Annotated in this window: 23 protein-coding genes; 12 read left to right on the top strand and 11 right to left on the bottom strand. The window is 64.3% G+C overall.

Features of this window, described 5'->3' with window-relative positions:
• Positions 1-13: 13 nt before the first annotated feature.
• Positions 14-2,671 (top strand): alanine--tRNA ligase, encoded by a 2,658-nt coding sequence (gene alaS / locus JHL16_RS02850; RefSeq protein WP_200183381.1) that lies wholly within the window; start codon positions 14-16, stop codon positions 2,669-2,671.
• 62 nt (positions 2,672-2,733) lie between these two features.
• The gene (locus JHL16_RS02845; protein ID WP_200183380.1) at positions 2,734-3,897 is read left to right on the top strand and encodes a cyclic nucleotide-gated ion channel; all 1,164 of its coding nucleotides are present in this window, start codon (positions 2,734-2,736) and stop codon (positions 3,895-3,897) included.
• Between the two features lie 17 nt (positions 3,898-3,914).
• Here the strand turns inward: JHL16_RS02845 and JHL16_RS02840 are convergent, their stop codons facing one another.
• The 4 genes from JHL16_RS02840 to JHL16_RS02825 all read right to left on the bottom strand — a co-directional run bounded on the left by JHL16_RS02840 (position 3,915) and on the right by JHL16_RS02825 (position 7,723).
• On the bottom strand, positions 3,915-4,709 hold the full coding sequence (locus tag JHL16_RS02840; RefSeq protein ID WP_210345935.1) for an SDR family NAD(P)-dependent oxidoreductase: 795 nt from the start codon (positions 4,707-4,709) through the stop codon (positions 3,915-3,917).
• A 66-nt stretch (positions 4,710-4,775) separates the two neighbouring features.
• A complete protein-coding gene (locus tag JHL16_RS02835; protein ID WP_200183378.1) occupies positions 4,776-5,750 on the bottom strand; it encodes an ABC transporter substrate-binding protein in 975 nt (324 codons plus the stop codon).
• Positions 5,751-5,870: 120 nt separating this feature from the next.
• Positions 5,871-6,926, bottom strand: coding sequence for an ABC transporter permease (locus JHL16_RS02830; protein ID WP_200183377.1), 1,056 nt, complete (start codon positions 6,924-6,926; stop codon positions 5,871-5,873).
• Positions 6,923-7,723: an ATP-binding cassette domain-containing protein gene (locus JHL16_RS02825; RefSeq protein WP_200183376.1), complete on the bottom strand. Its 801-nt coding sequence runs from the start codon at positions 7,721-7,723 to the stop codon at positions 6,923-6,925. Before JHL16_RS02825 ends, JHL16_RS02830 begins: the two co-directional genes overlap by 4 nt.
• 259 nt (positions 7,724-7,982) lie before the next feature.
• On the opposite strand from JHL16_RS02825, the gene JHL16_RS02820 reads away from it, so the two are divergent.
• From JHL16_RS02820 to JHL16_RS02800, 5 genes are all read left to right on the top strand, one after another.
• Positions 7,983-9,278, top strand: coding sequence for an aspartate aminotransferase family protein (locus JHL16_RS02820; protein ID WP_348647157.1), 1,296 nt, complete (start codon positions 7,983-7,985; stop codon positions 9,276-9,278).
• A gap of 14 nt (positions 9,279-9,292) precedes the next feature.
• The gene (locus JHL16_RS02815) at positions 9,293-10,771 is read left to right on the top strand and encodes a M81 family metallopeptidase (protein ID WP_200183374.1); all 1,479 of its coding nucleotides are present in this window, start codon (positions 9,293-9,295) and stop codon (positions 10,769-10,771) included.
• Between the two features lie 14 nt (positions 10,772-10,785).
• Positions 10,786-11,757: a mannonate dehydratase gene (locus JHL16_RS02810; RefSeq protein WP_200183373.1), complete on the top strand. Its 972-nt coding sequence runs from the start codon at positions 10,786-10,788 to the stop codon at positions 11,755-11,757.
• Positions 11,757-13,373, top strand: coding sequence for a GMC family oxidoreductase (locus JHL16_RS02805; protein ID WP_200183372.1), 1,617 nt, complete (start codon positions 11,757-11,759; stop codon positions 13,371-13,373). The genes JHL16_RS02810 and JHL16_RS02805 overlap by 1 nt, the downstream gene beginning before the upstream one ends.
• Positions 13,374-13,522: 149 nt before the next feature.
• Positions 13,523-14,254 carry a phosphotransferase gene (locus JHL16_RS02800; protein ID WP_200183371.1) on the top strand — a complete coding sequence of 244 codons (732 nt, stop codon included), beginning with the start codon at positions 13,523-13,525 and terminating at the stop codon, positions 14,252-14,254.
• A gap of 12 nt (positions 14,255-14,266) precedes the next feature.
• Here JHL16_RS02800 and JHL16_RS02795 read toward each other — a convergent pair whose 3' ends face one another.
• Positions 14,267-15,157: a hypothetical protein gene (locus tag JHL16_RS02795; RefSeq protein ID WP_200183370.1), complete on the bottom strand. Its 891-nt coding sequence runs from the start codon at positions 15,155-15,157 to the stop codon at positions 14,267-14,269.
• Positions 15,154-15,918, bottom strand: coding sequence for an SDR family NAD(P)-dependent oxidoreductase (locus JHL16_RS02790; RefSeq protein ID WP_200183369.1), 765 nt, complete (start codon positions 15,916-15,918; stop codon positions 15,154-15,156). Before JHL16_RS02790 ends, JHL16_RS02795 begins: the two co-directional genes overlap by 4 nt.
• 106 nt (positions 15,919-16,024) lie before the next feature.
• Here JHL16_RS02790 and JHL16_RS02785 point away from each other — a divergent pair, with 106 nt between their 5' ends.
• Entirely contained in the window at positions 16,025-16,831 is an 807-nt protein-coding gene (locus JHL16_RS02785; protein ID WP_200183368.1) for an IclR family transcriptional regulator, read from the top strand.
• 117 nt (positions 16,832-16,948) lie between these two features.
• Here the strand turns inward: JHL16_RS02785 and JHL16_RS02780 are convergent, their stop codons facing one another.
• The gene (locus JHL16_RS02780) at positions 16,949-17,404 is read right to left on the bottom strand and encodes an Lrp/AsnC family transcriptional regulator (protein WP_200183367.1); all 456 of its coding nucleotides are present in this window, start codon (positions 17,402-17,404) and stop codon (positions 16,949-16,951) included.
• A gap of 111 nt (positions 17,405-17,515) precedes the next feature.
• Here JHL16_RS02780 and JHL16_RS02775 point away from each other — a divergent pair, with 111 nt between their 5' ends.
• Positions 17,516-17,803, top strand: a complete 288-nt coding sequence (locus JHL16_RS02775) for a DUF6356 family protein (protein ID WP_200183714.1) — start codon at positions 17,516-17,518, stop codon at positions 17,801-17,803.
• On the opposite strand, the gene JHL16_RS02770 is transcribed toward JHL16_RS02775, so the two are convergent.
• From JHL16_RS02770 to JHL16_RS02760, 3 genes are all read right to left on the bottom strand, one after another.
• Entirely contained in the window at positions 17,751-18,227 is a 477-nt protein-coding gene (locus JHL16_RS02770) for a GFA family protein (protein WP_200183366.1), read from the bottom strand. The two genes, JHL16_RS02775 and JHL16_RS02770, sit on opposite strands and share 53 nt — an antisense overlap.
• A gap of 88 nt (positions 18,228-18,315) precedes the next feature.
• The gene (locus JHL16_RS02765; RefSeq protein WP_137860153.1) at positions 18,316-19,527 is read right to left on the bottom strand and encodes an NADP-dependent isocitrate dehydrogenase; all 1,212 of its coding nucleotides are present in this window, start codon (positions 19,525-19,527) and stop codon (positions 18,316-18,318) included.
• Between the two features lie 75 nt (positions 19,528-19,602).
• A complete protein-coding gene (locus JHL16_RS02760; RefSeq protein WP_246770744.1) occupies positions 19,603-20,472 on the bottom strand; it encodes a LysR family transcriptional regulator in 870 nt (289 codons plus the stop codon).
• Between the two features lie 122 nt (positions 20,473-20,594).
• On the opposite strand from JHL16_RS02760, the gene tmpA reads away from it, so the two are divergent.
• Entirely contained in the window at positions 20,595-21,746 is a 1,152-nt protein-coding gene (gene tmpA / locus JHL16_RS02755; protein ID WP_200183364.1) for a 2-trimethylaminoethylphosphonate dioxygenase, read from the top strand.
• Complete coding sequence (gene tmpB / locus JHL16_RS02750) at positions 21,746-22,336, top strand: (R)-1-hydroxy-2-trimethylaminoethylphosphonate oxygenase (RefSeq protein ID WP_200183363.1); 591 nt, start codon at positions 21,746-21,748, stop codon at positions 22,334-22,336. Before tmpA ends, tmpB begins: the two co-directional genes overlap by 1 nt.
• A gap of 191 nt (positions 22,337-22,527) precedes the next feature.
• On the opposite strand, the gene JHL16_RS02745 is transcribed toward tmpB, so the two are convergent.
• Positions 22,528-25,590, bottom strand: coding sequence for a CHAT domain-containing protein (locus JHL16_RS02745; RefSeq protein ID WP_200183362.1), 3,063 nt, complete (start codon positions 25,588-25,590; stop codon positions 22,528-22,530).
• Between the two features lie 118 nt (positions 25,591-25,708).
• On the opposite strand from JHL16_RS02745, the gene JHL16_RS02740 reads away from it, so the two are divergent.
• A complete protein-coding gene (locus JHL16_RS02740) occupies positions 25,709-26,959 on the top strand; it encodes an MFS transporter (protein WP_200183361.1) in 1,251 nt (416 codons plus the stop codon).
• Positions 26,960-26,984 lie beyond the last annotated feature (25 nt).

The raw sequence follows: 26,984 nt of genomic DNA, 5'->3' as shown, positions 1-26,984 counted from the left end.
TGGACCTATTCCCATGACCGGCCTTGCGCAGATCCGCTCCACCTTCCTCGATTTCTTCCGGAAGCAGGGGCATGAGGTGGTGGCCTCTTCGCCGCTCGTGCCGCGCAACGATCCGACGCTGATGTTCGCCAATTCCGGCATGGTGCAGTTCAAGAATGTGTTCACCGGCGCCGAGAAGCGCCCCTATAGCCGCGCCACGACGGCGCAGAAATGCGTGCGCGCCGGCGGCAAGCACAACGACCTCGACAATGTCGGCTATACGGCGCGCCATCACACCTTCTTCGAGATGCTCGGCAACTTCTCCTTCGGCGACTATTTCAAGCCGGACGCGATCGAATGGGCCTGGACGCTGGTCACCAAGGATTACGGCCTCATCAAGGACCGGCTGACCGTCACCGTCTATTCCGAGGACGATGAAGCCTTCGGCCTGTGGAAGAAGATCGCCGGCCTGCCCGAGAGCCGCATCATCCGCATCCCGACTTCGGACAATTTCTGGGCGATGGGCGATACTGGCCCCTGCGGCCCGTGCTCGGAGATCTTCTTCGACCATGGCGACAAGATCCCGGGCGGCCCTCCGGGCTCGGCCGACGCCGATGGCGACCGCTTCATCGAGATCTGGAATCTTGTCTTCATGCAATATGAGCAGGTGACGAAGGAGGAGCGCATCAATCTGCCGCGCCCGTCGATCGACACCGGCATGGGGCTCGAGCGCATCTCGGCGGTGCTGCAGGGCACGCATGACAATTACGAGACCGACCTGTTCCGCTCGCTGATCGCGGCGATCGTCGAGGAGACGAATGTACCGGCGGACGGCAAATACAAGGCGTCGAACCGGGTGATCGCCGATCACCTGCGCGCGTCGTCCTTCCTTATCGCCGACGGTGTTCTGCCCTCCAATGAAGGCCGCGGCTATGTGCTGCGCCGGATCATGCGGCGCGCCATGCGCCATGCCGAATTGCTGGGCGTCAAGGAACCCTTGATGTGGAAGCTGGTGCCGGCGCTGGTGCGCGAGATGGGCGGCGCTTACCCTGAGCTCGGCCGCGCCGAGGCGCTGATCGAAGAGACGCTCAAGCTCGAGGAGTCGCGTTTCCGCAAGACGCTGGAGCGGGGCTTGCGCATTCTCGATGAAGAATCCGCTGCCCTCGACAAGGGCCATGTGTTTTCCGGCGATACCGCCTTCAAGCTCTATGACACTTATGGCTTCCCGCTCGACCTGACGCAGGACGCGCTGAAGCCGCGCGGCATCGCGGTCGACACGCAAGCTTTCGACAAGGCGATGACGAAGCAGCGCGAGGATGCGCGCCAGGCCTGGAAAGGCACCGGCGAGGCCAAGACCGATACGATCTGGTTCGACATCCGTGAGCGTGTCGGGGCGACGGAATTCCTCGGCTACGACACCGAGCAGGCGGAAGGCGTGATCAAGGCCATCATTGCCGAGGGCAAGGAGATATCCGAGCTCAAGTCCGGGGCAAAAGGGGCGATCATCGTCAACCAGACGCCGTTCTATGGCGAATCGGGCGGCCAGACCGGCGATCACGGCGTGATCCGTACCGCGGCCGGCGCGCTGTTCCGCGTCACCGACACGCAGAAGCGCGTCGGCGATCTCTTCATCCACCAGGGCGTGGTCGAGAAGGGCCAGTTCAAGGCCGGCGATGCGGTCGAGCTCGATGTCGACCATGCGCGCCGTTCGGGCAACCGCCAGCATCATTCGGCGACGCATCTCCTGCATGAGGCGCTGCGCGAGACGCTGGGCTCGCATGTGGCGCAGAAAGGCTCGCTCGTCGAGCCGGACCGCCTGCGTTTCGATTACTCGCACAATAAGGCGATGACGGCGGAAGAGATTGCCCAGGTCGAGGCGATGGCGAATGCGATCGTACTGCAGAATGATGCGGTGACGACGCGGCTGATGAGCGTCGACGAGGCGATCGCGGAAGGCGCCATGGCGCTGTTCGGCGAGAAATATGGCGACGAGGTCCGCGTCGTGTCGATGGGGATCAGGCCGGAAGGCAATCGCCGCATCTATTCGCTCGAGCTGTGCGGCGGCACCCATGCGGCGCGCACCGGCGATATCGGCCTGATCAAGGTCATCTCGGAAAGCGCTTCCGCGGCGGGCGTGCGCCGCATCGAGGCGCTCGCCGGCGAAGCGGCCAAGCGCTATCTCGACACCCAGGACAAGCGCATCCACGCGGCGGCCTCGGTGCTGCGGGTGACGCCGGCCGATGTCGTGCAGCGCATCGAAACGCTCATGGACGAGCGCAAGAAGCTCGAGCGCGAGCTTGCCGAGGCCAAGAAGCAGCTGGCGCTCGGCGGCGGCGCGGCCAAGGGCGATGATGGCATCAGCGAGGCCGGCGGCGTCAAGCTGATGGCGCGGGTGATCAAGGGCATCAATCCCAAGGACATGAAAGGTCTCGTCGATGACGGCAAGGCCAAGCTCGGCTCGGGCGTCGTGGCGCTGGTCGGCCTCAATGACGAGGGCAGGGCCGGTCTCATCGTCGGCGTCACCGACGATCTGACCAAGCGCTTCAACGCCGTCGATCTGGTGCGCATCGGCTCGGAAGTGCTGGGCGGCAAAGGCGGCGGCGGACGGCCCGACATGGCGCAGGCCGGCGGCCCCGACGCATCCAAGGCCGAAGCGGCGCTCGAGGCCATCCGGAACGCCGTCGCGGCCTGATCCTTTTCGATGTATGATCCTGTCGGCCGGGATCTGGAAATCGCGGCCGAAAGGAACGACGCATGGCCCAGGTCTCGGCCCGGCGCAGGGCATATGAGATCATCGAGCCCGGCATCAAGCGCGACAGGCTGGCGCTGTGGTTCGAACGCGCATCGATCCTGATCATCCTGGCCAGCGTGGCGGGCGCCGTCAGCTCGACGGTACCAGGGCTCGATCCCGACGAACTGGAGGGGCTATGGCTGGGTGAACTCGTCTGCGGCCTGTTCTTCCTCCTCGAATATGCCGCGCGTCTGTGGACGGCGGCCGAGCATCCGGTCTTCGGCGGAGCGAATGGGCGCGGGCTGATCGCTTATGTCACGAGCCCGCTGATGCTGCTCGACGCGGCGGGGCTGGTGCCGCTTTTCCTGCTGGCGCTGCGGCCGCAGGCGCAGGGCGCCATGCTCATTTTCCAGGTGCTGCGCTTCTTCCGCCTGGCGCGTTATTCGCCGGCGCTCGCCACGGTCGGACGGGTGCTCACCAATGAATGGCGCCCGCTGATGGCGGCGGGCCTCATCGGGCTGGGGCTGCTCCTGGTCGCGGCGACCGGCATGTATCTCATCGAGCATGATGTGCAGCCGACGAGCTTCGGCAGCATTCCCGCCGCCATGTACTGGGCGGTCGTCACCGTGGTGACCGTCGGTTATGGCGATGTGGTTCCGATCACGGCCTGGGGAAAATTGTTCACCGGCTTCGTGATGCTGGGCGGGCTCATCTTCTTCGCCTTGCCGGTCGCCATCATCGCCACCGGCTTCCTGGCCGAAATCCGCCGGCGCGACTTCATCGTCAATTACGGCATGGTGGCGCGGGTGCCGGCTTTCACCGGTCTCGACGGCGCCGCTCTGGCCGAGCTCGTCAGCCTGCTCCGGGCGCGCAAATTCCCGCCCAACACGATCATCATCCGCAAGGGCGATGAAGGCGACAGCATGTACTTCATCGCGTCGGGCGAGGTGGAGGTGGTGCTGCCGCATCAGTCGGTCGCGCTTCAGGAGGGCGACTTTTTCGGCGAGGTCGCGGTGCTGGGCCGGGTCAAACGGATGGCGACGGTGATCGCGCGGCGCACCTCCGAGCTCCTGGTGCTCGACGCCGCCGACGTGGTCAAGTTCATGGAGCAGAATCCGCGCGTCGAAGCGGTGCTGCGGGCGGCGATGACGGCCCGGCAGAAGATCCAGGAAGACGAACCCGCTTAAATCTTAGAGTTGCTGGATCACCAAATGGTCCAGCCGCCATCGACGCGCAATTCCTCGCCGGTGATGAAGGCGGCTTCATCGGAAGCAAGGAAGCGGACCGCATAAGCGATCTCCATCGGCTCGCCGAAACGGCCGAGCGGCGTCATCTCGGGCAATTTGCGCTTCACCTCGTCGGAGAGGAGGCCACGCGACTGGTCGGTGATGATCATGCCGGGGCTGACGGTGTTGACGGTCACCTTCCATTTGGCGACGGCGATGGCGAGGTCGCGGGTCAGATTGAGCATGGCGCCTTTGGAGGTGTGATAAGCGGGCTGGCGCTTGGGCCCATATTGCGGATCCTCGGTGAAGGTCTCGTAAAGGGCGGCGTTCAGCCCGAGCACGCCATAGACGGAGCCGATATTGACGATGCGGCCCCATTGGCGCTCGCGCATGGACGGCAGCACGGCTTGCGCCATGAAGAAGGCGGCGTCGACATTGGTCGCCATGACGCGGCGCCATTCCTCTTCGGTCGAAGACAGCAATGGTGCGATCGACGAGACCCCGGCATTGTTCACCAGGATATCGATGCGGCCGAATTGACGGATCGTGTCGGCGGCGATGCGGGCGCGATCGGCCGCATCGGTGATGTCGCCGGCCATGGCAACGATCCGGCCGGGCTGTGGCGCGCGGGCGACAGTGTTCTGCAAAGGCTCGGCGCGTCTGCCGGTGATGACGACGCGCTGGCCTTTCTCGGCGAGCGCCAAAGCGATGGCCTGGCCGATGCCGGTGCCGGCACCGGTGACGATGGCGACGCGGTCCTGTTGAGCGGACATATGGATACTGACCTCGATGATGCGGCGCCGGCGGGTGAGTGAACCCGCCAGCGGCCTTGTCACAGACTAATTCGAGCAGGCATCGACATAGAGGTTCTTCTTGACCTCCGGGGAGTCGATATTCTCGCGCGTGGCGACGACCATCGGCGGATGGGTGACGTCCTCGAGCTTGGCCGGATCGATCTCGCCGCGCAGGATCTTGGTCACCAGCGTGACCGAGTCGTAGCCCTCGAGATAGGGCGACTGGACGACGAGCGCGTCATAGACGCCGGCCTTGAGGTCGCGCACCTGGCCGGGATCCGCATCGTAGGCGATAATCTTCACCTTGCCCTGCTGGCCGGCACCGATGACCGCCGAAGACGTGCCGACGGCGGCGTTGGAATGCGTGGTGTAGATGCCTTTCAGGTCCGGATTGGCCTGCAGCGCGGCCGAGACGATCTCGGCGGCCTTGTTCTGGTCGGTGCCTGGATATTCGGTCGGCAGCACCTTGATGTCCGGATATTTCTCCTTGAGCACCTTGGTGAAGCCCGAGACGCGCTCCTCATTGCCGGTGACGCCCGGGTCGAGGCCGACGACGAGGACGGTGCCGGCGCCGCCGATCGACTTCGCCATCGCTTCGGCGGCCAGACCGCCGGCGGCGATATTGTCGGTGCGGATATTCTGCAGGTCGACTGGCTTCGACAGACTGCCGTCGACGGTCACCACCGGGATCTTCTTGTTGGTGACGAGATCCTCGACGATGCTGACCAGCGCATTGGGATCGGTGGGCGCGAGGACCAGGCCGTTCGGCCCGCGCTCGATCGAAGCCTGCAGGATCGGCATCTGCAAGGCGAGGTCCCATTGCGGCGGGCCGGCCCAGTTCAGCTCGACGCCGAGCTCCTTGGCGGCATCGCGGGCGCCGCATTCCATTGACGTGTAGAAGGGAATGCCGACGATGCCGGCGACGAATTCGATCTTCTCACCCGCGGCGAAGGCCGATCCCGACGCCAAAGCCGTCGAGAGGCCAAAGGCAAGAGCAAGGCACTTCATCTTCATAGTCATCTGTCTAACCTCCCTGTCTAAACGCCATTACCGTACGGGGCCAGCCGGGCGTCGCGGCTTGCGGCTCCGTCTTTTCAGCGCATGCCTTAGTCCGAAAAGTCTGCAACTTTTCGGGGCATGCTAATTGAGCTTTTCCCGTCTCTGCTGATCGATATAGACGGCGATGATCAGGATCACGCCGACGACGATGAGCTGGTAGAAGGATGGCACGCCGAGGATCACCAGCCCGGTGCCGAGCACTACCGGAATGAGGGATGCGACCATGGAGCCGGCGATGGTGGCGCGCCCGCCGAACAGGCTGGTGCCGCCGATCACGACGGCGGCGATGGCGGCGAGCGCGGTGGTCTGGTGGCCGCCGATATTGGTGGTGGCGAAGCGCGCCAGATCGAGCGCGGCGGCGACGCCGGCAAGGGCGCCGACGAGGACGAAGAGCTTGAAGATGTGGCGGGCCGATCGGATGCCGGCGCGCTCGGCCGCCTCACGCGACGAGCCGATGGCCAGCGTGTGCAGGCCGAAGCGGGTGACGCGCAGCACATACCAGAGGATGAAAGACAGAGTGAGGACGATGATCGTCGGATAGGGAACGACGCCGAACAGCTTCTGGATGCCGAATTCGGTCTGGATGACACGCGGCACGAAGGGCACGTTGGTGCCGTTGGTGATCACGTAAGCGAGGCCCGTGCCGATGCCGAGCGTGCCCAGCGTCACGATGAAGGAATTGATGCGCAGGCGCGTGACGAGCAGGCCGTTCACCGCGCCGAAGGCGGCGCCGGTCGCGATGCCGGCAAGGATGGCGGCCACCAGCGCCGGCACGAGATGCGGATATTCACCGATGCGCACCTCGTCATAGCTGCCGGACAAAGCGACGAGGATCTTCGCCGCCACCACCGAGGAAAGCACGACATTGGCGCCGATCGACAGATCGAGCTCGCCGGCGGCGAGGATCATCGTCACGCCGACGGCCAGCAGCATCGTCACCGAGGCGTTGAGAACGATGGTGGTGAGGTTGCTGACGCGGAAGAAGGCGCCATTGGGCGAGAGCACGCCGAAGATGATGATCAAGGCGATGACGATGAGCGCCATGCCGATGGGTGTCGAGCGGGACGAGGTCAGGAAGCGCCGGACGGCGCCCGGCAACGCCGGCGGAGGCGGGGAGTTCTGCGTCATCTCGCTCATGCGGCTTCCGTCGCCTTGCCGCCGAGCATCAAGGTGACGACGTCGGTGAGAGTCATCTGGCGGGCCTCGGTGTTCGATATGGTGCGGCCCTGGCGCATGATGGCGATCCGGTCGGCGAGGCTCAGCATCTTCGGAATGTCGTGCGAGATCACGATGACGGCGAGGCCGCGCGTCGCGGCGGAGCGGATGGAGTCGTAGACGATGCCGGTCTGCCTGGTGCCGAGGGCGGCGGTCGGCTCATCCATGATGATCGCCGCCTTGGCCCACATCACGGCGCGCGCCACGGCGATCGCCTGGCGCTGGCCGCCGGAGAGATCGCGCACAGTGCGGTCGACGCTGGTGAGGGTGCTGATGCCGATGCCGCGCAGCGCTTCTTCCGCCTTGGCGCGCATGTGGCGGCGGTCGAGGCGCGCCGGGTGGCCGCCGAACCAGCCGGGATTGATCGGCTCGCGGCCGAGAAACATGTTTTCGGCGACGGTCAGATCGGGCGCCAGCGCCAGATCCTGATAGACTGTCTCGACGCCCAGCTCCTGGGCGTGCCGAATAGAGGTGACAGTCGTCGGCTCGCCCCAGAAAGCCAGCGTGCCGGAATCAGGGGCGACGGCGCCGCAGATGATCTTGGCGAGAGTGGACTTGCCGGCGCCATTGTCGCCCACCAAAGCGAGGACTTCGCCCGGGCGGACCTGAAGGCTGGCGCCGCCCAGGGCCTGCACATGGCCGTAGCGCTTCACGATGTCCGTCGCCTCGATGACGAATTCGGACTTCCGCGGTGCCGCGTCTGGCTGTTCCGTCCCCACCCCGTTTTTCCCTGTCAATGGTTCACATGACGAAACATATATTTCATTAGGATGGATTGACCGTCAAGTGAAATGCGGACGGAAGGTCACCGCCTCATCGATCAAACAGCCAATGATATGGGAGAATCGCTGAAATTCCGGACTCGGTTCACCCGGCAAAATGCGCAGAGCTGCTGTTCCTTCGTAAGAAACGTAGTTTTCTTGACATGAAATGACGAGGCATGTTGAATGTCGGCAGATTTCATGTGGGGATAGTATCGTGACTCTCAGCTTCCAGCATTCGCGCGACCGTATCCAGCTGGCCTCCCGGTACTTGCCCGGCGGCGTCAGCAGCAATTTCCGGCTCGGCATCTCACCGACGCCGCTCGTCTTCGATCATGCCGAGGGGCCTTATCTCCATGATGCCGATGGCAACCGGCTGATCGATTATTATCTCGGCATGGGACCGATGATCCTCGGCCACAAGCCGCAAGCGGTGGTGGAGGCCGTCCAGGCCCAACTCGGCAAGGGCATCCTGTTCGGCGGTCAAAGCGAAGTCGAATTCGAGGCGGCGGAATTATTGTGCGGCATGCTGCCCTCGGCGGAGCGGGTGCGCTTCAGCTCGTCGGGCAGCGAGGCGGTGCAGGCGGCGTTGCGCCTGGCGCGCGCCATTACCGGGCGCGGCACGATCGTGAAATTCGAGGGCCATTATCATGGCTGGCTCGACAATGTTCTGTGGAGCGTGGCGCCGGCGCCTGATCGCATGGGCGGGGAGGCGGCACCCGTACCGCAGTCCGGCACGGCCGGTCAGGACGACCTCGCCGGTCAGCGCGTCGAAGTGCTGTCGTGGAACCGTCTCGATCTCGTCGAGGAACGCCTCGCCCGTGGCGACGTCGCCGCTCTCATCATGGAGCCGGCGATGTGCAATACGGGCGCGATCTTCCCGGCCGCCGGCTATCTCGAAGGCGTACGCCAGGCCTGCAGCAAGGTGGGCACGGTGTTGATCTTCGATGAAGTCATCACCGGCTTCCGGGTAAGCGCCGGCGGTGTGCAGCAGCGCCTCGGTGTCACGCCCGATCTCACCATCTTCGGCAAGGCGGTGGCGAGCGGCTTCCCGGTGGCGGGGCTCGTCGGCAAGGCGGCGCTGATGGACGAGTTCGCCGCGGGCCGCAAGGTGATGCATGGCGGTACTTACAATTCGCAGTCGATCGCGATGGCGGCGACGGTGGCGACGCTGAAGGCGCTGAAGGCGCCGGGCAGTTATGAAAAGCTGGAACAGCGGGGGGCGCGCCTGATGGAGGGTGTCAGGTCGGCGCTGGCGGCGGCAGGAGCGACGGCGACGGTCACCGGCTTTCCGCAGATCTTCCATGTCGGCTTCGGGCTCAAGGCGGCGCCGCGCAATTATCGCGACATCATCGCCACCGACCGCGCCGGTTATGTGCGCCTCACCACCGCGCTGCTCGAGCGCGGTGTGCGCGTGCTCGAACGCGGCGCCTGGTTCATCTCGACCGAGCATGATGATGCGGTGATCGACGAGACTATTGCGAGCCTCAAGGGAGCGCTCGCCAGCCTCTAGGAGATCATCCGACCATGCCGACCCGCATCGCCGTCGCGTCCCTCATGCAGGAGAGCAACAGCTTCTCGCCTTTGCCGACGACGGTCGCGACTTTCGAGAGCTACTATCTCCTGCGCGGGACTGAGATGCTCACCGGTTATGGCGCGGCGCGCACCGAAGTGCCGGGCTTTTTCGATGTCTTGAGAGACGCGAAAGCGGAGCCGGTGCCGCTCATCGCCGCTTATGCGGCGGCCAGCGGTACGGTGGCGCGCGAAGCCTTCGACACGCTGGTTGGTGAGATGGAGGAACGCCTGCGCGCCGCGGGGCCGGTCGACGGCGTTCTGCTGGCGCTGCACGGGGCGCTGGTCGTCGAGGACCAGCCGGATGGCGACGGCGAGATCATCCAGCGCCTGCGCCGGATCCTGCCTGCGTCGGTGCCGATCGGCGTCAGCCTCGATCTCCACGGCCATATCACGCCGCTGAAGCTGCAGCCCCATGTGTTCCATATCGGCTATCGCGAATATCCGCATATCGACATGTACGAGACCGGCCAGCGCACGGCGCGTATCCTGCTCGATGTCGTGGCGGGGCGACGGCCGATGCCGGCGATGGCGCTCGCCAAGCGGCCGCTGCTGGTGAGCCCCGTCTGTACGCGCACCACCGACGGACCGCTGCTGCCGGTCGTCCAGGAGGCGCGGCGGATGGAGCGCGACGGCGAGGTGATTCATGCGGCGCTGTTCCCGGTGCAGCCCTGGATCGATGTGCCGGATCTGGGCTTCGCGGCGCTGGTCTGCGCCGAGGATGCGGAACGCGCCACGGCGGCGGCAGAGAAGCTGGCCGAGATGACGTGGCAGCGGCGCGCCGATTTCTTTCCCGAACTCGTGGCGTTGGAGGAGGCCATCCGTATCGGCCTCACGTCTGAAGGCATGACGCTGGTGAGCGATGCGGGCGATGCGCCGACCGGCGGCTCGGCGGCGGACAGCGCGGAGGTGCTGAAGACGCTGCTCGCTTTGGGCGCCGACAAGGCATCGGGGCTGTCCTATCTCACCATCTGCGATCCGGGCGCCGTCGCCGCCGCCATCTCGGCCGGCGCCGGGGCGGAGGTCACTACACCGGTCGGGCATTATTTCTCGAAGACGGATGGCGCGCCGATCGCCATTCGCGGCCGCGTCCAGTCGCTGTCGGACGGCATCTATAAGATGACCGATGGCGGGCCTAACGGCCTGGAACTATCGATGGGGCCGACGGCGGTCATCGCAATCGGGTCAATCCGGCTTCTGGTCCGCAGCCAGCCGTCGATGGAATGGGACAAGGCGATGTATTTCTCACAAGGCCTGCCGCTCGATCAGGCAGCGCTCGTCTTCGTGAAGTCCCCGGCGCATTTCCGCCAGAGTTTCGGGCCCCTCGCGGCGCGTATCATTTCGGCCAATACGGCCGGGCCGACGGCGCCCGACATGCGCCGTATTCCTTTCACGCGGGCGACGCGGCCGCTTTATCCGCTCGATCCTTTCTGAACTGAGGAGCCCCTATGAAGCTGTCCATGGTCGTCACGCCGCCGAATGAAAAGCGCCTCAAGGCGCTGAGGCAACTGGGAGGCGACTTTGCCGTCCATTACGACATGCAGGACCTGCCGGGCGATCTCGCGGCGTTGAAAGAGATCCGCGCCATCTATGAGCGTCATGACCTGCCGTGGAAAATTGCCGAGCAGGGACCGGCGATCGACCGCATCGTGATGGGCAAGGAGGGGGCGGATGAGCAGATCGAACGTTATAAGCGCATCATCGGTCATCTCGGCCGGCTCGGCGTCGAAGTGATCGCTTATAATTTCATGCCACAGGTGAGCGAGGACGCCATGGTGGTGCGCACCCGCTTCGATGCGACGACGCGGGGGGGCGCCCGCACCAGCGGCTTCCGCCTGAGCGACGTGACGGCGCAGACAATGCCGCATGACGAGGCGGCGATTCCACGCGAGCGCATGTGGGACAATCTCGAACGTTTCCTGAAAGCGGTCGTGCCGGCGGCGGAAGCGGCCGGCGTCAAGCTCGCCATGCATCCCGACGATCCGCCGCTCTCGCCGCTCTGTGGGCTCGAGCGGATCATGGACCGGCAGGAGAGTTTCGATCGTTTGCTGGCGATCTCGGCGAGCCCCGCCAATGCCATCACCTTCTGCATCGGTTGCTTCGCCGAGATGGGTGCCGATATCACCGCTCTCATCGAGCGCTACCGGGAGCGCATTCCCTATGTGCATGTGCGCGACATCTCCGGCACGGGCACCGATTTCATCGAGACATTTCCCGATGACGGTCAGACCGATCTGATCGCGGTGTTCCGCAAGCTGCATGAGATCGGCTTCGACGGCTATCTGCGCAGCGATCACGCGCCGCTGCTCGCCACCGATGCAGGCGAAGGGCCCGAAGGCTATGCGATACAGGGACATCTCTTCGCCATCGGCTATCTGCGTGGCCTGGACCAGGCGACGCGGCCTGTTGGGGAGCGCTGATGGTGGCGGCGGCGAAAACCTACGACTATATCGTCGTTGGCGGCGGCAGCGCCGGCTGTGTCGCCGCATCGCGGCTGGTTGCGGAATTCGGCGCGCGGGTGCTCCTTCTCGAAGCGGGCGGCGATTACAAGGACTGGATACTCAAAGTACCGGCCGGCTTCAGCCAGATCCTCGGCGGCACGAAATATTTCACCCAGCATTTCACCGTGCCGCAGGTACAGCTCGGCGGGCGGGTGCAGATGATCCCGCAAGGCAAGGTGCTGGGCGGCGGCAGCAGCATCAATGCGCAGGCCTATATGCGCGGGCGCGCCGCCGATTACGACATCTGGGGCGACATGACCGGGAGCGATCTCTGGTCATGGCGGAAGATCCTGCCGCATTTCATGCGTCTCGAGGGCAACCAGAAATTCAACAATGGCTGGCATGGCGCGTATGGGCCGTTGCGGGTCTCGGATCCGGGCTTCATCTGCGAGATGAGCCACAAGTATGTGCGCACGCTGCAGGGCATGGGCGTCGCTTACACGCCCGATTTCAACAACGGTGCGCCGGCCGGTGTCGGCTATCCGCAAGTGACGACAGGCGGCGGACGCCGCTGCAGCGCGGTCGATGCCTTCATCACGCCGATCCGCGGCAATCGCAATCTCGAGATCGTCACCGGCGCCCGGGCCGAGCGCATCGTGATAGAGCGGGGCCGCGCGGTCGGCGTCGACTATTTGGTTGCCGGAGGCCGACAGCAGGCGCGCGCCGACGGCGAGGTGATCCTGGCGGCGGGCGCGCTCACTTCGCCGCAGCTGCTGATGCTGTCCGGTATTGGGCCGGCGGATGCGCTCGGCAAGCTCGGGATCAAGGTCGAGGCTGATCTCGCCGGCGTCGGCAACAACCTGCAGGACCATTGCGGCGCGCCGATCGCGGCGGCGGCGCCCGGCAATTATGGCTATTTCCGCCAGGATCAGGGCTTGCGCAAGATCGCCAATGGTATCGAATATCTGCTGCTGGGGCGCGGGCGCATCACCACCACCGGCGTCGAGGCCTGCTCCTTCCACGTGCCGGAGGATGGCAGCGGCGATCCGGTCGTCCAGATCTGGTGTGTGCCGAAGACGAGCTATATCGACGAGGATGTGCGGGGCGTGCCCGATATCGACGGCGTCACGCTACATGCGGTGCTGATGCGGCCGCGCGCCACGGGCTGGCTGCGCCTGCGCTCCGCCGATCCGCGCGACCTGCCGCTGGTCAACCCGAATTATCTCGGCCATCCGGACGACATGCGGCATCTGCGCGACGGCATGCGGGTGGCGCGCGAGATCCTGGCGGCGCGGCCGCTGCGCGATGTGGTGACCAAGGAGATTCTGCCGGGTGCTGGTGCGGCGGATGACGCGGCGATCGATGAGCATATGCGCCGCACGGTGAAGACGGATTATCATCCCGTCGGCACCTGCCGGATGGGCCGGGAAAAGGATGACGACGCGGTGGTGACGCCCGAGCTGCGCGTGCGCGGGATCGACAGGCTCCGGGTGGTCGATGCCTCGGTGATGCCGAAGATCGTGACCGCCAATACCAACGCGCCGACGATGGCGCTCGCCTCGCGAGCCGTTTCGATCATGAAGGGCGTCGATTAGGCGCTGACGCATCTTTTGGCATGAGCGTCTCGTTTCGCCAGATTGAAAGCCGTGATAAATGGCGCCTATGGGCATCAGGAACCGGTACGTCCCGAGCGTCGTCGACGATATCCTTGCCCACCTGATCTGAAGCCTTGAAAGTCTTGTGAATGGGATGGGAAGCACTCGAACATTGGGGGAAAGATGCTCGTCGCCTGGAACGGCTCACGAGCGGACTCCTCAATGATGTTTGGCGTGTGCAAGTCGGTGGGCAGCTTGCAGTCGCCCGTCTTAACACGCGGAGCGGCGCCGATCTCGCTTGGGAGACCGGACTCCTCCAGCACCTCGACCGCAACGGAATGACGGTACCGGTGCCTATCCCGACGACGGATGGCCGGCTGTTCGTCGAGGGTCTGGTGGTGATGCGCTGCCTGGCGGGCGGACCGCCCGAGACGGAGGGTGACTGGCGTCGCGTGGCCGACACGCTGCGGGAACTGCACCGGCTTACGCAGGATTGGCCGCAGCGACCGGGCTGGCGATCCTCCATCGACCTGCTGCAAGCTGACCGGGGGACACGCATCGATCTCACCGCGATGCCGCCCGAGGGTGTTGCCCGATGCCGGGTGGCCTGGGCGCGGCTCGCAGGCCGTCCGACATGCGTCGTCCATGGTGACGTCAATCCACGCAATATTCTCATGACCGCTCACCAGGTCGCGCTCATCGATTGGGACGAGTCACATGTCGACGTCCCCGATCTCGACCTTGACCTGCCCCACAATGCTGCCGATCTCGACGCGGATGCACGGGACATTGCCGAACAGGCATCGGCCGCCTGGCAGGCCGCCGTCTGCTGGAAGGACGAGTACGCCGTCATGCGGCTGGCCCGGGTTCGGGCCATTTAATCAGCGGCTTCCTCACTGTATCGGCTGAGCGGCCAGGCGATATTGCGTCCTGAAAGTCTCGCCGGCACGAAAGGCGAGCGTCGTGGCGATGCCGCGGTCCTTGATCGGGTTGTCGCCTTGCGCGACCGTGGTGCCGAGATCAAAGGCCGAGCAGACCGGCTCGACCCCGAGCATCGTGGTGCGTCCGTTCCAGGGCGGCATCATCAAGCCGCGGTGGCTGATCCACAAAAGAAGGCTTGGAAAGTGAGCCTCGTTCCAGGTGAGGTCGAGGCGATAGCCCTCACCTTTGTTGATAAGGCCCACGCGGCCATTCGCTTCGAGAACCTGCAGCAGTTCCTCGGTGGGGACATCGGGTGGAAAGTGACGGGCGTCGATGAATGCGCCATCGGAGGTCGGAACGCTTGCGATCGGGGCAATGATCGAATTCGGGGTGGCCACAGATGTTTCGGGCGGCAGATCGATGAACCACGGGCCGGCACCGAGCGTGGGATGAAGGCCCACCGGAAGCCGGCAGTCCTCCCGTGTATCGATGATCAGCTCGAGGTCGATAGCAGGCCGGTCGGGCAGGGGACGAATGATGCGCTCGAGGCGCCTGATCGGGTGAGCGTCGGGATAGGCGATGGCGAGCCTGATGCGGCTGTCGGAAGCTTCCAGCACGTCCCACTCCTGCGACGCGCTATAACCATGACTGACGTCCTTGCCGAAGGGGACACATGGCCATTCACCGCGCAGGCGGTGGAAAAGGGGTGTAAGCGAAAGGTCGACCTTCTCGCTGAACCACGGCGCCACCGCGAGCGGCGCCACTTGGCGGCCGTCGGGGAGCACGAAAAGCACCGGACCGAGCCTGCCGCCAAAGCGATCCACCGCAAGCAGGCCATGGTCCCAGCCAATAGTGTGGGTCACCCCATATACCAGCCGCCATTCACATGCAGCTCGTGGCCGGTGATGAAGCGGCTCCGGGGCGAAGCGAGGAACAGGACCGCTTCGGCGACGTCGCGGGCGGAGCCGCGATATTTGAGCGACTGAAGTCCCAGCACCTGGGCGTCGATCTCGGCGAGACGGTCGGCCCAGACGCGGCGCTCGAGCTCGGTCGGGATGGCGCCGGGTGAAATCATGTTGACGCGGATGCCGGCGGGGCCGACCTCCCGCGCCAATGCGCGTGTCAGGCCGAGGAGCGATCCCTTGGCGAAGACGTAAGGCACCATGTCGGTCACGGCGCCGGACAAAGTGAGGCTGCCGATATTGACGATCGCGCCCGAGCCCCTCTGTTTCATGCCCGGCACGACCGCCTGACAGAGCACGAAGGCGGCATGGGCGTTGATCGCCTGCACGCGGGTGAAATGCTCGAGCGAATAGGTCTCGATCGGATCGCGCGGATTGATCGCGGCGTTGTTGACCAGGATATCGATCGGCCCAACAGAGTCGAGCAGGGCTCCGACGGCGGCTTTCAGCCCTTCGAGATCGGAGAGATCGCCGGTGAGGATCTTGACCGCATGCGGGAATCCTTGCGCGTTGATCCGGTCGCGCACCGCCGCGGCGGGAGACTCCGGAAGGTCATGCAGGATGACCCGGGCGCCGGCTTCGGCAAGACCGAAGCAAATCTCCTCGCCCAGTCCCCCGGCGCCGCCGGTCACCAGAGCAAGCTTGTCGATGAGGTCACGCATATGCGCCTGTTAAGGATGGGGCCGGAACTGGCGTTTGCCCTGGAGGGCAAGTCCTGACATTATGCAGACCATAGGCCTCCGTTCCGTGTCAAGAAAAGTTTGTTTTATGAAGAGAAACGCTGAAACGCCAATCAATCCTCTGGAGGGCGAAGACCGCTATATCGTCCAGCCGGTGATCAAGGCGATGCAGGTGCTGCAGCTCGTCTGCGAGGCGTCCCAGCCGATCAGCCTCAATGAGCTGGTCAAGCTGGCGGATCTGCCGAAGACGACCGTCTTCCGCTATCTGCGCAGTCTCGCCACCAAACGCCTCATTGAGCATGACGCAACGACCGACCGCTACCGGCCCGGCATCGGCCTCTGGTGGCTCTCCCATTCGAGCAACCCTTACGAAATGCTGCGCCAGGTTTGCCGGCCCTATCTCCTCGATCTGCGCGACCGCTTCAATGAAACGGTGAATCTCGGCGTGATCGCGGCGTCGGAGATCCTCTATCTCGATATCATCGAAAGCCGCCGCTCGCTCAGGATGCAGGCGCAGATCGGCTCGGGCGGGCATCTGCACAGCACGGCCCTGGGCAAGGTCATCCTGGCGTTCCAGCCACGCCCGCAGGCGGAAAAGCTGCTGCCCGTTTTGCTTTCGCGCGTCACGCCCAGAACCACGATCGACCGGGAGCGGTTTTTCGAGCAGCTCGATATCATCCGCGCCACTGGCTATGCGGTCGATGAGGGCGAGGACGAGGAGGGCTCGTGCTGCATCGCGGCGCCGATCTTCAACGACAAAGGCAATGCCATCGCGGCGATCAGCCTGTCGGCACCGGAAAGCCGGATGGTGGGCGCGATAAGGCAGACGATCTGCGCGCAACTGATCCCGACCTGCAAGTCCGTCGCCGATATTCTGCGCGGCACGGTGACCTGAGCTATTCGATCACGATGAGTTTGGGTTGAATCAACCCAAACTCATGAACGTGATCGATTCCAAAAATTAGCGCGGGATTCCCGCGAAAAACCGGCATCCACTTTTTCGCATCCCGCGCTAGGCGAGTGGCAGAGCCGTCGTCTCCTTGATCTTCTCCATCACGAAACTCGCAGAGACGTCGGTGAGGGCGATGCGGGTGATGAGCCGCTTATAGAGCTGGTCGTAACCGGCGATGTCGTTGACCACCGCCTGGAGCAGATAGTCGGTCTCGCCGGTAGTGCGGTAGACGCCGATGATCTCGGGGAAGTCACGCACCGCGCGGGAGAATTTTTCGAGCCACTTCTCCTCATGCTGGGCGGTGCGGATGGCGATGAAGGCGGTGAGGCCGAGGCCCAGCTTGGCCGCATCGAGCAGCGCCACCCGGGCTTTGATGACGCCCGTCTCCTCCAGCTGCTTCACCCTTCGCCAGCAGGCATTGCGCGACAGATGGATGCGCTCGGCCAAGGCATCGATGGTGAGGGTGGCGTCGGCCTGCAATTCGGCCAGGATGGCGCGATCGGTTTTGTCCAGCATGTTGGGATATTATCCCAATATTGAGATCATTGACAGTAATATTTGGGACGTTTTCTCGCAAATCTCGTGTGATTATGGGCGCATTCAATCACTTCGGCCTGAGGGTTTCCCATGATCATCCAGCGCATCTTCCTGAATCATCCGGAAAAGGTCGGCGAGGGGTTTTTCGAGCACATGCTGTTCGCGCTCACCTTCAGCGGCCGGCTGTTCAAGGCTTCGGCGGCGGCTTTCCTGCACGCTTTTGTGCCGTCGCTTTGCGAGACGACCGCCTCCAAGGCGATCATGGACATGCATGCCGAGATCGCGGCCCGGCGCGCCTTGATGGTGCAGAGCCAGGGCGCTGCGGTCAGCGCGACGGCCAAGTCTCCGTATCATGGTCAGGGTGCTGCAAGCTCCTGAGCTTCTGCATATCCTCGGGGCTGCGATAATCATCGGTCGCCTGGCGGGTCAGGCTGCCTAACGATTTAAACCAGGATAGTTCCGCTTCGACGCCCGCTTGCTCGGTCGGGGGCACCCGCTCAGGCTCGTCGAGCGATCCGATGGCGATCTCGTAAACGGGGTCGCCATCTTCTTTCATGTGAAGCGGTGTGCCGCATTGGGCGCAGAAGCCGCGCGCCACGATGGCCGAGGAGCGGAATTCGGACGGCTGTCCGCGCGTCCAGGTGAGCTGCGCCACCGGCACCGACACCAGAGCCGCACCCCAGCTGCCGAAGGCCTTCTGGCACATGCGGCAATGGCAGATGCCGGCCCGGCCCAAGGCCCCCTCGATGCGATAACGCACCGCGCCGCACTGACAGCCGCCGGTGAAGATCGGGTGAGCCATGTTCGTCTCCTCTTTTCGGAGCCCTCTTACACGAAAGCCTGCCGACTTTCGTCAGCAGGCTTTCGAACGCATCTCAAAGAGTGGGAAATCAGGCCATCGCCTTCTGGAGCGACTTGTCGACGGCGTCGATGAAGCCTTCGGTCGAGAGCCAGGCCTGGTCGGGGCCGACCAGGACCGCGAGATCCTTGGTCATCTTGCCGTCCTCGATCGTTCCCACTGTCACCTTTTCCAGGGTGTCGGCGAATTTCTTGAGCGCCTCGTTGTTGTCGAGCTTGGCGCGGTGGGCGAGGCCACGGCTCCAGGCGAAGATCGACGCGGTCGAGTTGGTCGAGGTCTGCTTGCCCTGCTGATGCAGGCGGTAGTGGCGCGTGACCGTGCCATGGGCCGCTTCCGCCTCGACCGTCTTGCCGTCCGGCGTCATCAGCACCGAGGTCATGAGGCCGAGCGAGCCGAAGCCCTGGGCCACCGTGTCGGACTGCACGTCGCCGTCATAGTTCTTGCACGCCCAGACATAACCACCGGTCCATTTCAGCGCCGAGGCCACCATGTCGTCGATCAGGCGGTGCTCATAGGTGATCTTGCGCTTCTCGAATTCGGCCTTGAACTCGTTGTCGTAGATCTCCTGGAAGATGTCCTTGAAGCGCCCGTCATAGGCCTTGAGGATGGTGTTCTTGGTCGAGAGATAGACGGGGTAGTTGCGGTTGAGGCCGTAGTTCAACGAGGCGCGGGCGAATTCCTTGATCGACTCGTCGAGATTGTACATCGCCATGGCGATGCCGGCGCCGGGCGACGAGAAAACCTCGTGCTCGATCACCTTGCCGTCCTCGCCGACGAACTTGATCGACAGCTTGCCCTTGCCGGGGAATTTGAAATCGGTGGCGCGGTACTGATCGCCGAAAGCATGACGGCCGACGATGATCGGCTGGGTCCAGCCCGGCACCAGACGCGGCACGTTGGAGCAGATGATCGGCTCGCGGAAGATGACGCCGCCCAGGATGTTGCGGATCGTGCCGTTGGGCGACTTCCACATCTGCTGGAGGTTGAACTCCTTCACGCGGCCTTCGTCCGGCGTGATGGTGGCGCATTTGACGCCGACGCCGTGCTTCTTGATGGCATGGGCGGCGTCGATGGTGACCTGGTCCTTGGTCTTGTCGCGATTCTCGACCGAGAGATCGTAATATTCGAGCGGGACGTCGAGATAGGGGTGGATCAGCTTCGTCTTGATGAGATCCCAGATGATGCGCGTCATCTCATCGCCGTCCAGCTCAACCACCGGATTCGCGACCTTAATCTTTGCCATGGAGCCTGCCTCACACTGCTTTTTGAAGAATGCGTGCCTATAGCAAGCACATGACGGCTGAGCAAACCCCGTAGATCACACAAGAACAGGGGCGGCGGCGCGGGTGAGGGCTGTGAGAAAGGCGGTCTCGGCCGGGCTCAGCTTGCGGCCGGCGGCATGGGTCAGGAAGTGGCCCGCGGTCGAGGGCAGCTCGAAGCTCGACAGCGTCACCAGGCTCCTGCGGCGGAGCGCCCCGTCGATAAGCGGGCGCGAGCCGAGGAGGATGCCGGCGCCGGCCTCGGCGGCGCCCATCGCGGCGATGAAGCTGTCGAAGCGATAGCGCGCCACCCCGCGTGGCGGCTCGCCCGATAGTGCGAACCAGTCGGGCCACATTTCGCGCGCGCCATGTACGGCGAGGAGGGGCAGGCGCTGCCAGATGTCGGGCGCCGGTTTCCGGCCGGTCTTGAGCACGGCCGGAGCTGCGACCGGCGTCAGCCTTTCGGTGGTAAGGCGATAGGCGGTGCGACCCGGCCAGTCGCCGAGGCCGAAGCGGATGTCGAAGACCGCCGTGCTCGCCCCATAATGGTCGGGCGTGTGCATGGTGGTGATGTCGATGGCGAGCCCTTCCGCCTCGCGCTCCAGAACAGGAAGACGGGGCGCCAGCCACAAAGCGGCGAAGGAAATCGGCGACAGGATCGTCAAAGTCGGCCGGCTACGCCGCCCAAACAATTCCTGGGTGCTGCGGGCAAGGCCGGCAAAGGCCTGCTGGATATGGGGCAGATAGGCCGAGCCTTCAGGCGTGAGGGCAACGCCCCGCTGCTGCCGGTGGAAAAGCGTCGCGCCGAGCCGGCTTTCGAGCGCCTTGATCTGCTGGCTGACGGCCGCCTGGGTGAGGCCCAACTCGGCGGCGGCGAGGGTGAAGCTCGCATGCCGGGCTGCGGCCTCGAAGGCTTTCAACCAGATCAACGGTGGGGAGAATTCACGCTCTGTCATAAGTAAAATTTGGCCAAAGGCTCAATTACCATTGTTTGAATTCTGGCAAGTCGTGATCGAAAATGCAAGCAGGCTCATCACCCACGGAAACCCAAATGCAGCTCAAGACCGCAACCCTGATCAATGACGGAAAAGCCGTGAAGCTTGGCTGGACCACCGGCGAAACCGCCCGCTTCCACGCGCTGTGGCTGCGCGACAATGCACCGGACGGCGCCACGCGCAGTGCCACCAACGGGCAGCGCCTCATCACCTTGCTCGACATTCCGGCGGACACGAAGCTTACAAAAGCCGAGATCTCGGCGGCGGGCGATCTCACGGCGACCTTCGCGCCCGAGGGCAAAAGCGTCAGCTATCCGGCGGCGTGGCTCGTCCGGCATGCCTATGATCAAACGCCGGCCCGCCAGGCCGGCTGGCTGGCGCCTGAGATCGAAACCTGGGATGCGGGCCTTCAGGCGAAGACACCAGTCATCCTGCATGAGCAGGGCAAGACCGACCGCGCCGCTTTCGGTCAGTGGCTGGCGGCGATCCGCCGCTTCGGCTTCGGCGTAATGACCGGCGTGCCGCGGCAAAGCGGATCGCTCATCGAGGTCGCTGAGATGTTCGGCTTCGTGCGCGAGACCAATTACGGCAAATGGTTCGAGGTGCGCGCCGAGGTCAATCCGAACAATCTCGCTTATACCAATCTGGGTCTCCAGGCCCATACCGACAATCCCTATCGCGACCCGGTGCCGACGCTGCAATTGCTGTGCTGTCTCGAAAATACGGTCGACGGCGGCGACTCGGTGGTGGTCGACGGCTTTCGCGCGGGCGAAAGGCTGCGCGCGGAAAACCCGCACGGCTTTGCGCTGCTGACGCGCCATTGCGCCCGTTTCGAATATGCGGGCTCGGCCGGGGTGCGGCTCCAGTCCAAGCGGCCGATGATCGAGCTCGGGCCCGATGGCGAGATGATCGCCATCCGCTTCAACAACCGCTCGGCGGCGGCCTTCACCGACATTCCCTATGACGACATGGCGGACTTCTACGCCGCCTATCGCCGCTTCGCCGAGATCATCGAGGACCCGGCGATGGAAGTGACCTTCAAGCTCAAGCCGGGCGAGCTTTTCATCGTCGACAACACGCGTGTGCTGCATGCGCGCAAATCCTTCTCGAGCTCCGGCACACGCTGGCTCCAGGGCTGCTACGCCGACAAGGACGGCTTGCTGTCGACGCTCGCCGCGATCGAGCATGGGCAGAAGGAGGCGGCGTGATGAGCGAGCTTTCCCTCGACCGGTCCTCGATCGTCGCCTTCATCGCCGACATCTTCGAAAGACGCGGCGCCGAATCCTATCTGGGCGAGCCCGTGACCATGTCACAGCATATGCTGCAGGGCGCGGTGCTGGCGGAGCGTGCAGGCGCCAGCGACGAGCTCGTCGCCGCCGCACTTCTGCACGACATCGGTCATTACACGAGCGAGTTCGGGCCTTATTCGCCGGACGATACCGAGGACAATCACCATGACGAAGCGGGCGCCAAGGTGCTCGAGCATTTCTTCCCGCCGGTGATCACCGAATGCGTGCGCCTGCATGTGGCGGCGAAACGGTATCTCTGCGCCACGGACACGACTTACTACGGCAAACTCAGCATCGCGTCGCGCCATACGCTCGAATTGCAAGGCGGGCCGATGAACGATGCCGAAGTGGCGGAGTTCCGGCGCAATCCGTTTTATGAGGAGGCCGTGCGGGTCAGGCTGTGGGACGAGGGCGGCAAGGACCCCGATATGGCGACGCCGCCCTTCCGGCATTATGTGCCGGTGCTGCAGCGGGTGGTGGATCGATACGCGGTGGGGCGGGGGAAGTGACTGACTTTCCGTTCTCCCGTGCGAAGCATGGGAGAAGGTGCCCGATAGGGCGGATGAGGGCTCTTTCCTTCAGTCTTGTCAATGATTGCAGAAGTATTCCTTGTGCGGACAAAGAGCCCTCACCTGGCCTTCGGCCACCCTCTCCCATCCTTCGGACGGGAGAGGGGGTAACTAGTGAGGGATGTAGGAAATCAGAGCCAATTCCCCATCAGAATGAAGGCCGACCAGAAATAGGGGTGCTGGAAGCCGGGCTCTTCGCTCAAGGCGTTGATCGGCGTCTCGATCATCTCATTGGCGGAGCGTGAGGCGGTGAGGACGCCTTTGGGCTTGAGCTCGCCCTTCAGCATGGCGATCTGCGCCTTGCGCAAGGCGGTGGCCTTGTCCTCGCCGGCGGCGAGGAAGTGCTTGTAGAACTCCGCCATCAGAAGCGAGGTCGAGCTGTCGGCGATCGGCCACAAGGTGGCGAGCACCGCGGAGGCGCCGCGCTTCTGCACGACGGACGCGAAGCTTTCGATCTCGGCGCCGGTCTGGTCGACACCGCCCGCCGTCTCACAGGCCGACAAAGTGAGGAGATCGAGATCGGTCAGACGGAAGCGCTCTTCTTTCCGAAACTCGTCGAGCGAAAGCCGGCGTCCGTCGCCGAGAAGCAGCACCGAATTGCCGGCATCGCCCGGCACCAGGCGGAAATGGCTGGCGACATGGAGATAAAGCGGCTTGGCCTTCAGCGCCTCGCCCATCGACAGGCTGTTGAAACGTTCATCCATCAACGGCTTGCCGGCCAGGAAGCCCTTGGTGTCGGCGCCGTCGAAGACCGCCTCGAGCTCATCGGCGACGCCCGGCAAAGCCGAGAAACCCTCATGCGGCTTGGTGACGCCGAAACCCGCCGCCTTGCCGCGCTCGCGTGGCAGCGCCTCGTAACGCGTATTGGCGGCGGTGGTCGACAACGCGATGGCGTAATCCTGGATCAAATAGTGATCGCCCGAATAAAGGGCCGCGAGCGGGGCGTAGCGCAGCACGCCGCCCAGGTTGAACATCAGGACCTCAGCCTTCGATGCCTTGAGCTCGGGCTCGATCGGCTTGATCAGAATGTCATAGAGCCGCTTCAGGTGCTCGCGCGCCTCGGGATCGCGATTGGCGGTGGAGCTCCAGGCGCGGAAGACGAGCTGCGCCACTTCCTTGCGGCCGACCGGTACCTCCTTGTAGATGCCGGTGCGCTCGGTGGTGAGGAAGATGTGCAGCGCATCGTCGAGGCTGGCGATCTGCAATTCGACGGCGCGGCCCTTCAGCGCCTTGAGGCGCTCCTGGGTAGCGTCGACGAGATCGAGATCGAGCTTGTTGACCTCGCGCTCGATCTCGCGATTGGAGTTCTCGACCTCGGCGAGGAGGGTGTCGATGGCGGTCTGCTGCTTGCGGAACTGATCGGAAAGCGACTGCTCGAGCATCGCCACCAGCGCTTCCTCTTCCTTGGTCAGGCCTTTCTCGGCCTGCTTCTTCTTGAGCGCCTCGATCTCGCTCGCTGCACTGATGGGTTCCTCGACCAGCTCCATGATCTTGGCGGAGAGATCGGCCTCGGTGGGGGTGAGCGCGGCGCGGCCTTCGACCGCCTGGGCCTCGTTGGCGTCGCGGCGGACGAAGTCGAACAGCTCCTGCTGCTTGATGAGGTCGAGCACCTGCTGGGCCTCCTGCAGGCGGCCGGCACCGATCAGCATATTGGCGAGATATTCATAGAGCTCGCGATAACGCCCGGCGAGTGCGCGCGTCATTTCCGGCGGCAGGTTGCGGTTCTGCGAGCGGATCTCCTGATTGATGTTGACCGCCATCTTGGCGAAGGCGACGGCGGCGGTGAGATTGCCTTGCTGCTTGAGCACGATCGACAGCGACCAGTAGCTCTGGCGCAGATCCTCGGGGTCAGCCTGCTTGTTGGCGGTCCTGATGCGCAATGCCCGGAAGCCATAACGCAGCGCCTCGGAATTGAGCGCGATGCGGGCGCTCGAGCTCGCGAGATCGCTATAGACATCGGCGATGCGCCGGTGATTGGGTCCGAAGATGTGCTCATAGATCGAAGCGGCCTTGAACAGGGGTGCGCGCGCCTCGGTGAACTTGCCGGTCTCGCGATAAAGGCCGCCGAGCCGGTGATAGGCGGCGGCGACGCGGTTGTGGTTCTCGCCGTAAAGCGCCGCATAATGGCCGATCGACAAGGTCTGGACCTCGATCGCGCGGTCGAGACAGCCGGTGCGCACCAGAGCGACGCTGACATCGTCGAGGACTTCGGGAATGCGCTTGCGCGTGCGCGCCTCATTGCCGAGATAGACGCGCATGGCGGCGCCGAGATCGGCGAGGGCGTCCTTGCTGCGGCCCATGCTGCGATTCACGGTGCCGGTGAAATGCAGCGCCAGCGCGGTGGTGCGGTGCTCCGGCCCGAGCTTCTCCTGGGCGAGCGCCGCCGCCTCCTTGGCGAAAGCGAGACCGGTTTCGCGGTTGCCGATGCGGGCATGGATGCTGGCGGTGTCGATGAGGAGCTCGACCAGATGGCTCGTCTCGTCCGGCAGATTGGCCTCATAGACGCTGCGCGCGGTACGGAAGGCCTCGAGCGCCGCCTGATATTGCGTCATGTTGAGATCGACCTTGCCGATATTGTGCAAAGCGAGGGCGACCTTCGGGTGGTTCGGGCCGACTGCGTCCTCGAAAGACTTGCGGGCCGCGCCATACATCGACAGCGCGCTCAAGCGGTCGCCCTTGTTGGTATAGGTCTGGGCGAGCTCCATCTGGATGTCGCCGAGCTCGGTGCTTTTCTTCTTCGGCAGCTTGCTGGTGATGCGCATCGCGGTTTCGAGCACCTTGACCGCGTCTTCATATTGAGCGGCGTCGCGATAGTCGCGGGCGAGCAGGCGATAGGCCTGCGCGGTGCGGGCGGATTTCTCGCCGGATTTCTTGATCATGTCGGCGAGGCGTTTCTGCGCGGCGGTGATCTTGTCTTCCTTGCGCTCGGCTGCCTGGGCCGGATCAGGCGTGCCGGTCACCGGTGTCTTCGGAACAGATGGCAGCGCCTTGTCGTCGCCGCCGGCGGCCTCGCTGTAGATGCGGAAGGCGTCAGGGCAGGCGAGCTTCGCGGCATCGGCCTCCGGAACCGCGGTCGGGGCGGTTTCGGAGGCAGGGGCGGGAGCAGGCTCCGGCCCTTCAGGAGCCTGGGCGTGCACGGCAGGGCCGAAAAGCAGCGGAAAGAGGGTGAAAACGGCCAGTACCGGAAGGCGCATAAAGAGGAACCTGCAGCTCAAAGTGTTGCTTTCCAGAAGCCTATGGGAGTGAGGTATTTGACGCAAGGTCTGGGCAGGATTTTGACAGGCTTGTGAGCGAGGCGCATCGTTCCCCGCAATGACCGCCGCCGAATCTCCCGAACCACAATCCCCACAGCCGCAAGCCTCCGTATTCCGCCATCGCGGATTCCGCAATTTTTGGCTGGCGCGCCTCTTGGTGAGCTTCGCCACCCAGATCATCTCGGTTTCGGTCGGCTGGCAGGTTTATGACCTGACGCGCAATCCCCTCGATCTCGGCTTTGTCGGCCTGGCGCAGTTCCTCCCCTCGCTGCTGCTCGTGCTCGTCACCGGCGCGGTGGCGGACCGCTATAACCGGCGCGCCATTACCGCGATCTGCCTGGGGCTGGAGGCCGTGGTCTGCGCCGGGCTCGTCGTCTTCACCTTGAGCGGCATGCGCGACGTCTGGCCGGTCTTCGCACTGCTGGTGCTGTTCGGCGTTGCGCGCGCCTTCATGGGGCCGGCGGCGCAATCGCTGATGCCCAATCTGGTGCCGCAGGCGGAGCTTTCGACGGCGATCGCGTGGAACTCGTCGTCCTGGCAGATCGCCACGATCACCGGGCCGGTCGCGGGCGGTCTGCTCTACGGGCTTCATGAATATGCGGCTTACGGCACGGCGCTGACACTTCTCGCCATCGCGGCGGTGCTCGTCGGGCTGATCCCCAAGCCGCCGCAGCACCGGTCGGGTGAAGCGAAGAGCCTCGCCACTTTGTTCGCCGGCTTCCGCTATGTGTGGTCGGAGAAGATCGTGCTCGGCGCCATCTCGCTCGATCTCTTCGCCGTGCTCCTGGGCGGCGCCATGGCGCTGTTGCCCGTTTATGCGCGCGACATCCTGCAGGCCGGGCCCTGGGGGCTCGGGCTTTTGCGCGCGGCGCCCGGCGTCGGCGCGCTCATCGTTGCCGCCTGGCTGGCGCGTAACACGATCCGCAACCATGCCGGCCTCATCATGTTCATCTTCGTCGGCGGCTTCGGCTTCTTCACCACCTTGTTCGGCGCGTCGACGATGATCTGGCTGTCGGTGCTCGCTCTGGCCTTGGCGGGGGCCTGCGACATGATCAGCGTCTATGTGCGCGAGACGCTGATCCAGCTGTGGACGCCCGATGAGGTGCGCGGGCGCGTCAATGCGGTGAATATGGTGTTCATCGGCGCCTCGAACGAGCTCGGCGAATTCCGCGCCGGCGTTTCGGCGGCGCTGTTCGGCGCGGTGCCGGCGGTCGTCGCCGGCGGGCTCGGCACGATGGCGGTCGCCATGCTCTGGGCCTGGTGGTTTCCGCAGCTGCGCCTGGTGCGTCGTCTCGATGGTAAAAGGTAACAGAAAGCCACAGTGACAAAGATAC

The organism is Taklimakanibacter albus, from assembly GCF_016595235.1.
Lineage (GTDB): Bacteria > Pseudomonadota > Alphaproteobacteria > Rhizobiales > Aestuariivirgaceae > Taklimakanibacter > Taklimakanibacter albus.
The sequence above is the reverse complement of the archived record's forward strand: the minus strand, read 5'-3'. Positions and strand labels throughout refer to the sequence as shown.

Bases quoted from the DNA above. Each gene is read 5' to 3' on its own strand.
- JHL16_RS02785 (WP_200183368.1), top strand. From the start codon at position 16,025: ATGAAGAGAAACGCTGAAACGCCAATCAATCCTCTGGAGGGCGAAGAC.
- JHL16_RS02835 (WP_200183378.1), bottom strand. From the start codon at position 5,750: ATGACTATGAAGATGAAGTGCCTTGCTCTTGCCTTTGGCCTCTCGACG.
- JHL16_RS02770 (WP_200183366.1), bottom strand. From the start codon at position 18,227: ATGGCTCACCCGATCTTCACCGGCGGCTGTCAGTGCGGCGCGGTGCGT.
- JHL16_RS02745 (WP_200183362.1), bottom strand. From the start codon at position 25,590: ATGCGCCTTCCGGTACTGGCCGTTTTCACCCTCTTTCCGCTGCTTTTC.
- JHL16_RS02830 (WP_200183377.1), bottom strand. From the start codon at position 6,926: ATGAGCGAGATGACGCAGAACTCCCCGCCTCCGCCGGCGTTGCCGGGC.
- JHL16_RS02780 (WP_200183367.1), bottom strand. From the start codon at position 17,404: ATGCTGGACAAAACCGATCGCGCCATCCTGGCCGAATTGCAGGCCGAC.
- tmpB (WP_200183363.1), top strand. From the start codon at position 21,746: ATGAGCGAGCTTTCCCTCGACCGGTCCTCGATCGTCGCCTTCATCGCC.
- JHL16_RS02805 (WP_200183372.1), top strand. From the start codon at position 11,757: ATGGTGGCGGCGGCGAAAACCTACGACTATATCGTCGTTGGCGGCGGC.
- JHL16_RS02815 (WP_200183374.1), top strand. From the start codon at position 9,293: ATGCCGACCCGCATCGCCGTCGCGTCCCTCATGCAGGAGAGCAACAGC.
- JHL16_RS02800 (WP_200183371.1), top strand. From the start codon at position 13,523: ATGGGATGGGAAGCACTCGAACATTGGGGGAAAGATGCTCGTCGCCTG.
- JHL16_RS02775 (WP_200183714.1), top strand. From the start codon at position 17,516: ATGATCATCCAGCGCATCTTCCTGAATCATCCGGAAAAGGTCGGCGAG.
- JHL16_RS02810 (WP_200183373.1), top strand. From the start codon at position 10,786: ATGAAGCTGTCCATGGTCGTCACGCCGCCGAATGAAAAGCGCCTCAAG.
- JHL16_RS02840 (WP_210345935.1), bottom strand. From the start codon at position 4,709: ATGTCCGCTCAACAGGACCGCGTCGCCATCGTCACCGGTGCCGGCACC.
- JHL16_RS02740 (WP_200183361.1), top strand. From the start codon at position 25,709: ATGACCGCCGCCGAATCTCCCGAACCACAATCCCCACAGCCGCAAGCC.
- alaS (WP_200183381.1), top strand. From the start codon at position 14: ATGACCGGCCTTGCGCAGATCCGCTCCACCTTCCTCGATTTCTTCCGG.
- tmpA (WP_200183364.1), top strand. From the start codon at position 20,595: ATGCAGCTCAAGACCGCAACCCTGATCAATGACGGAAAAGCCGTGAAG.
- JHL16_RS02790 (WP_200183369.1), bottom strand. From the start codon at position 15,918: ATGCGTGACCTCATCGACAAGCTTGCTCTGGTGACCGGCGGCGCCGGG.
- JHL16_RS02845 (WP_200183380.1), top strand. From the start codon at position 2,734: ATGGCCCAGGTCTCGGCCCGGCGCAGGGCATATGAGATCATCGAGCCC.
- JHL16_RS02765 (WP_137860153.1), bottom strand. From the start codon at position 19,527: ATGGCAAAGATTAAGGTCGCGAATCCGGTGGTTGAGCTGGACGGCGAT.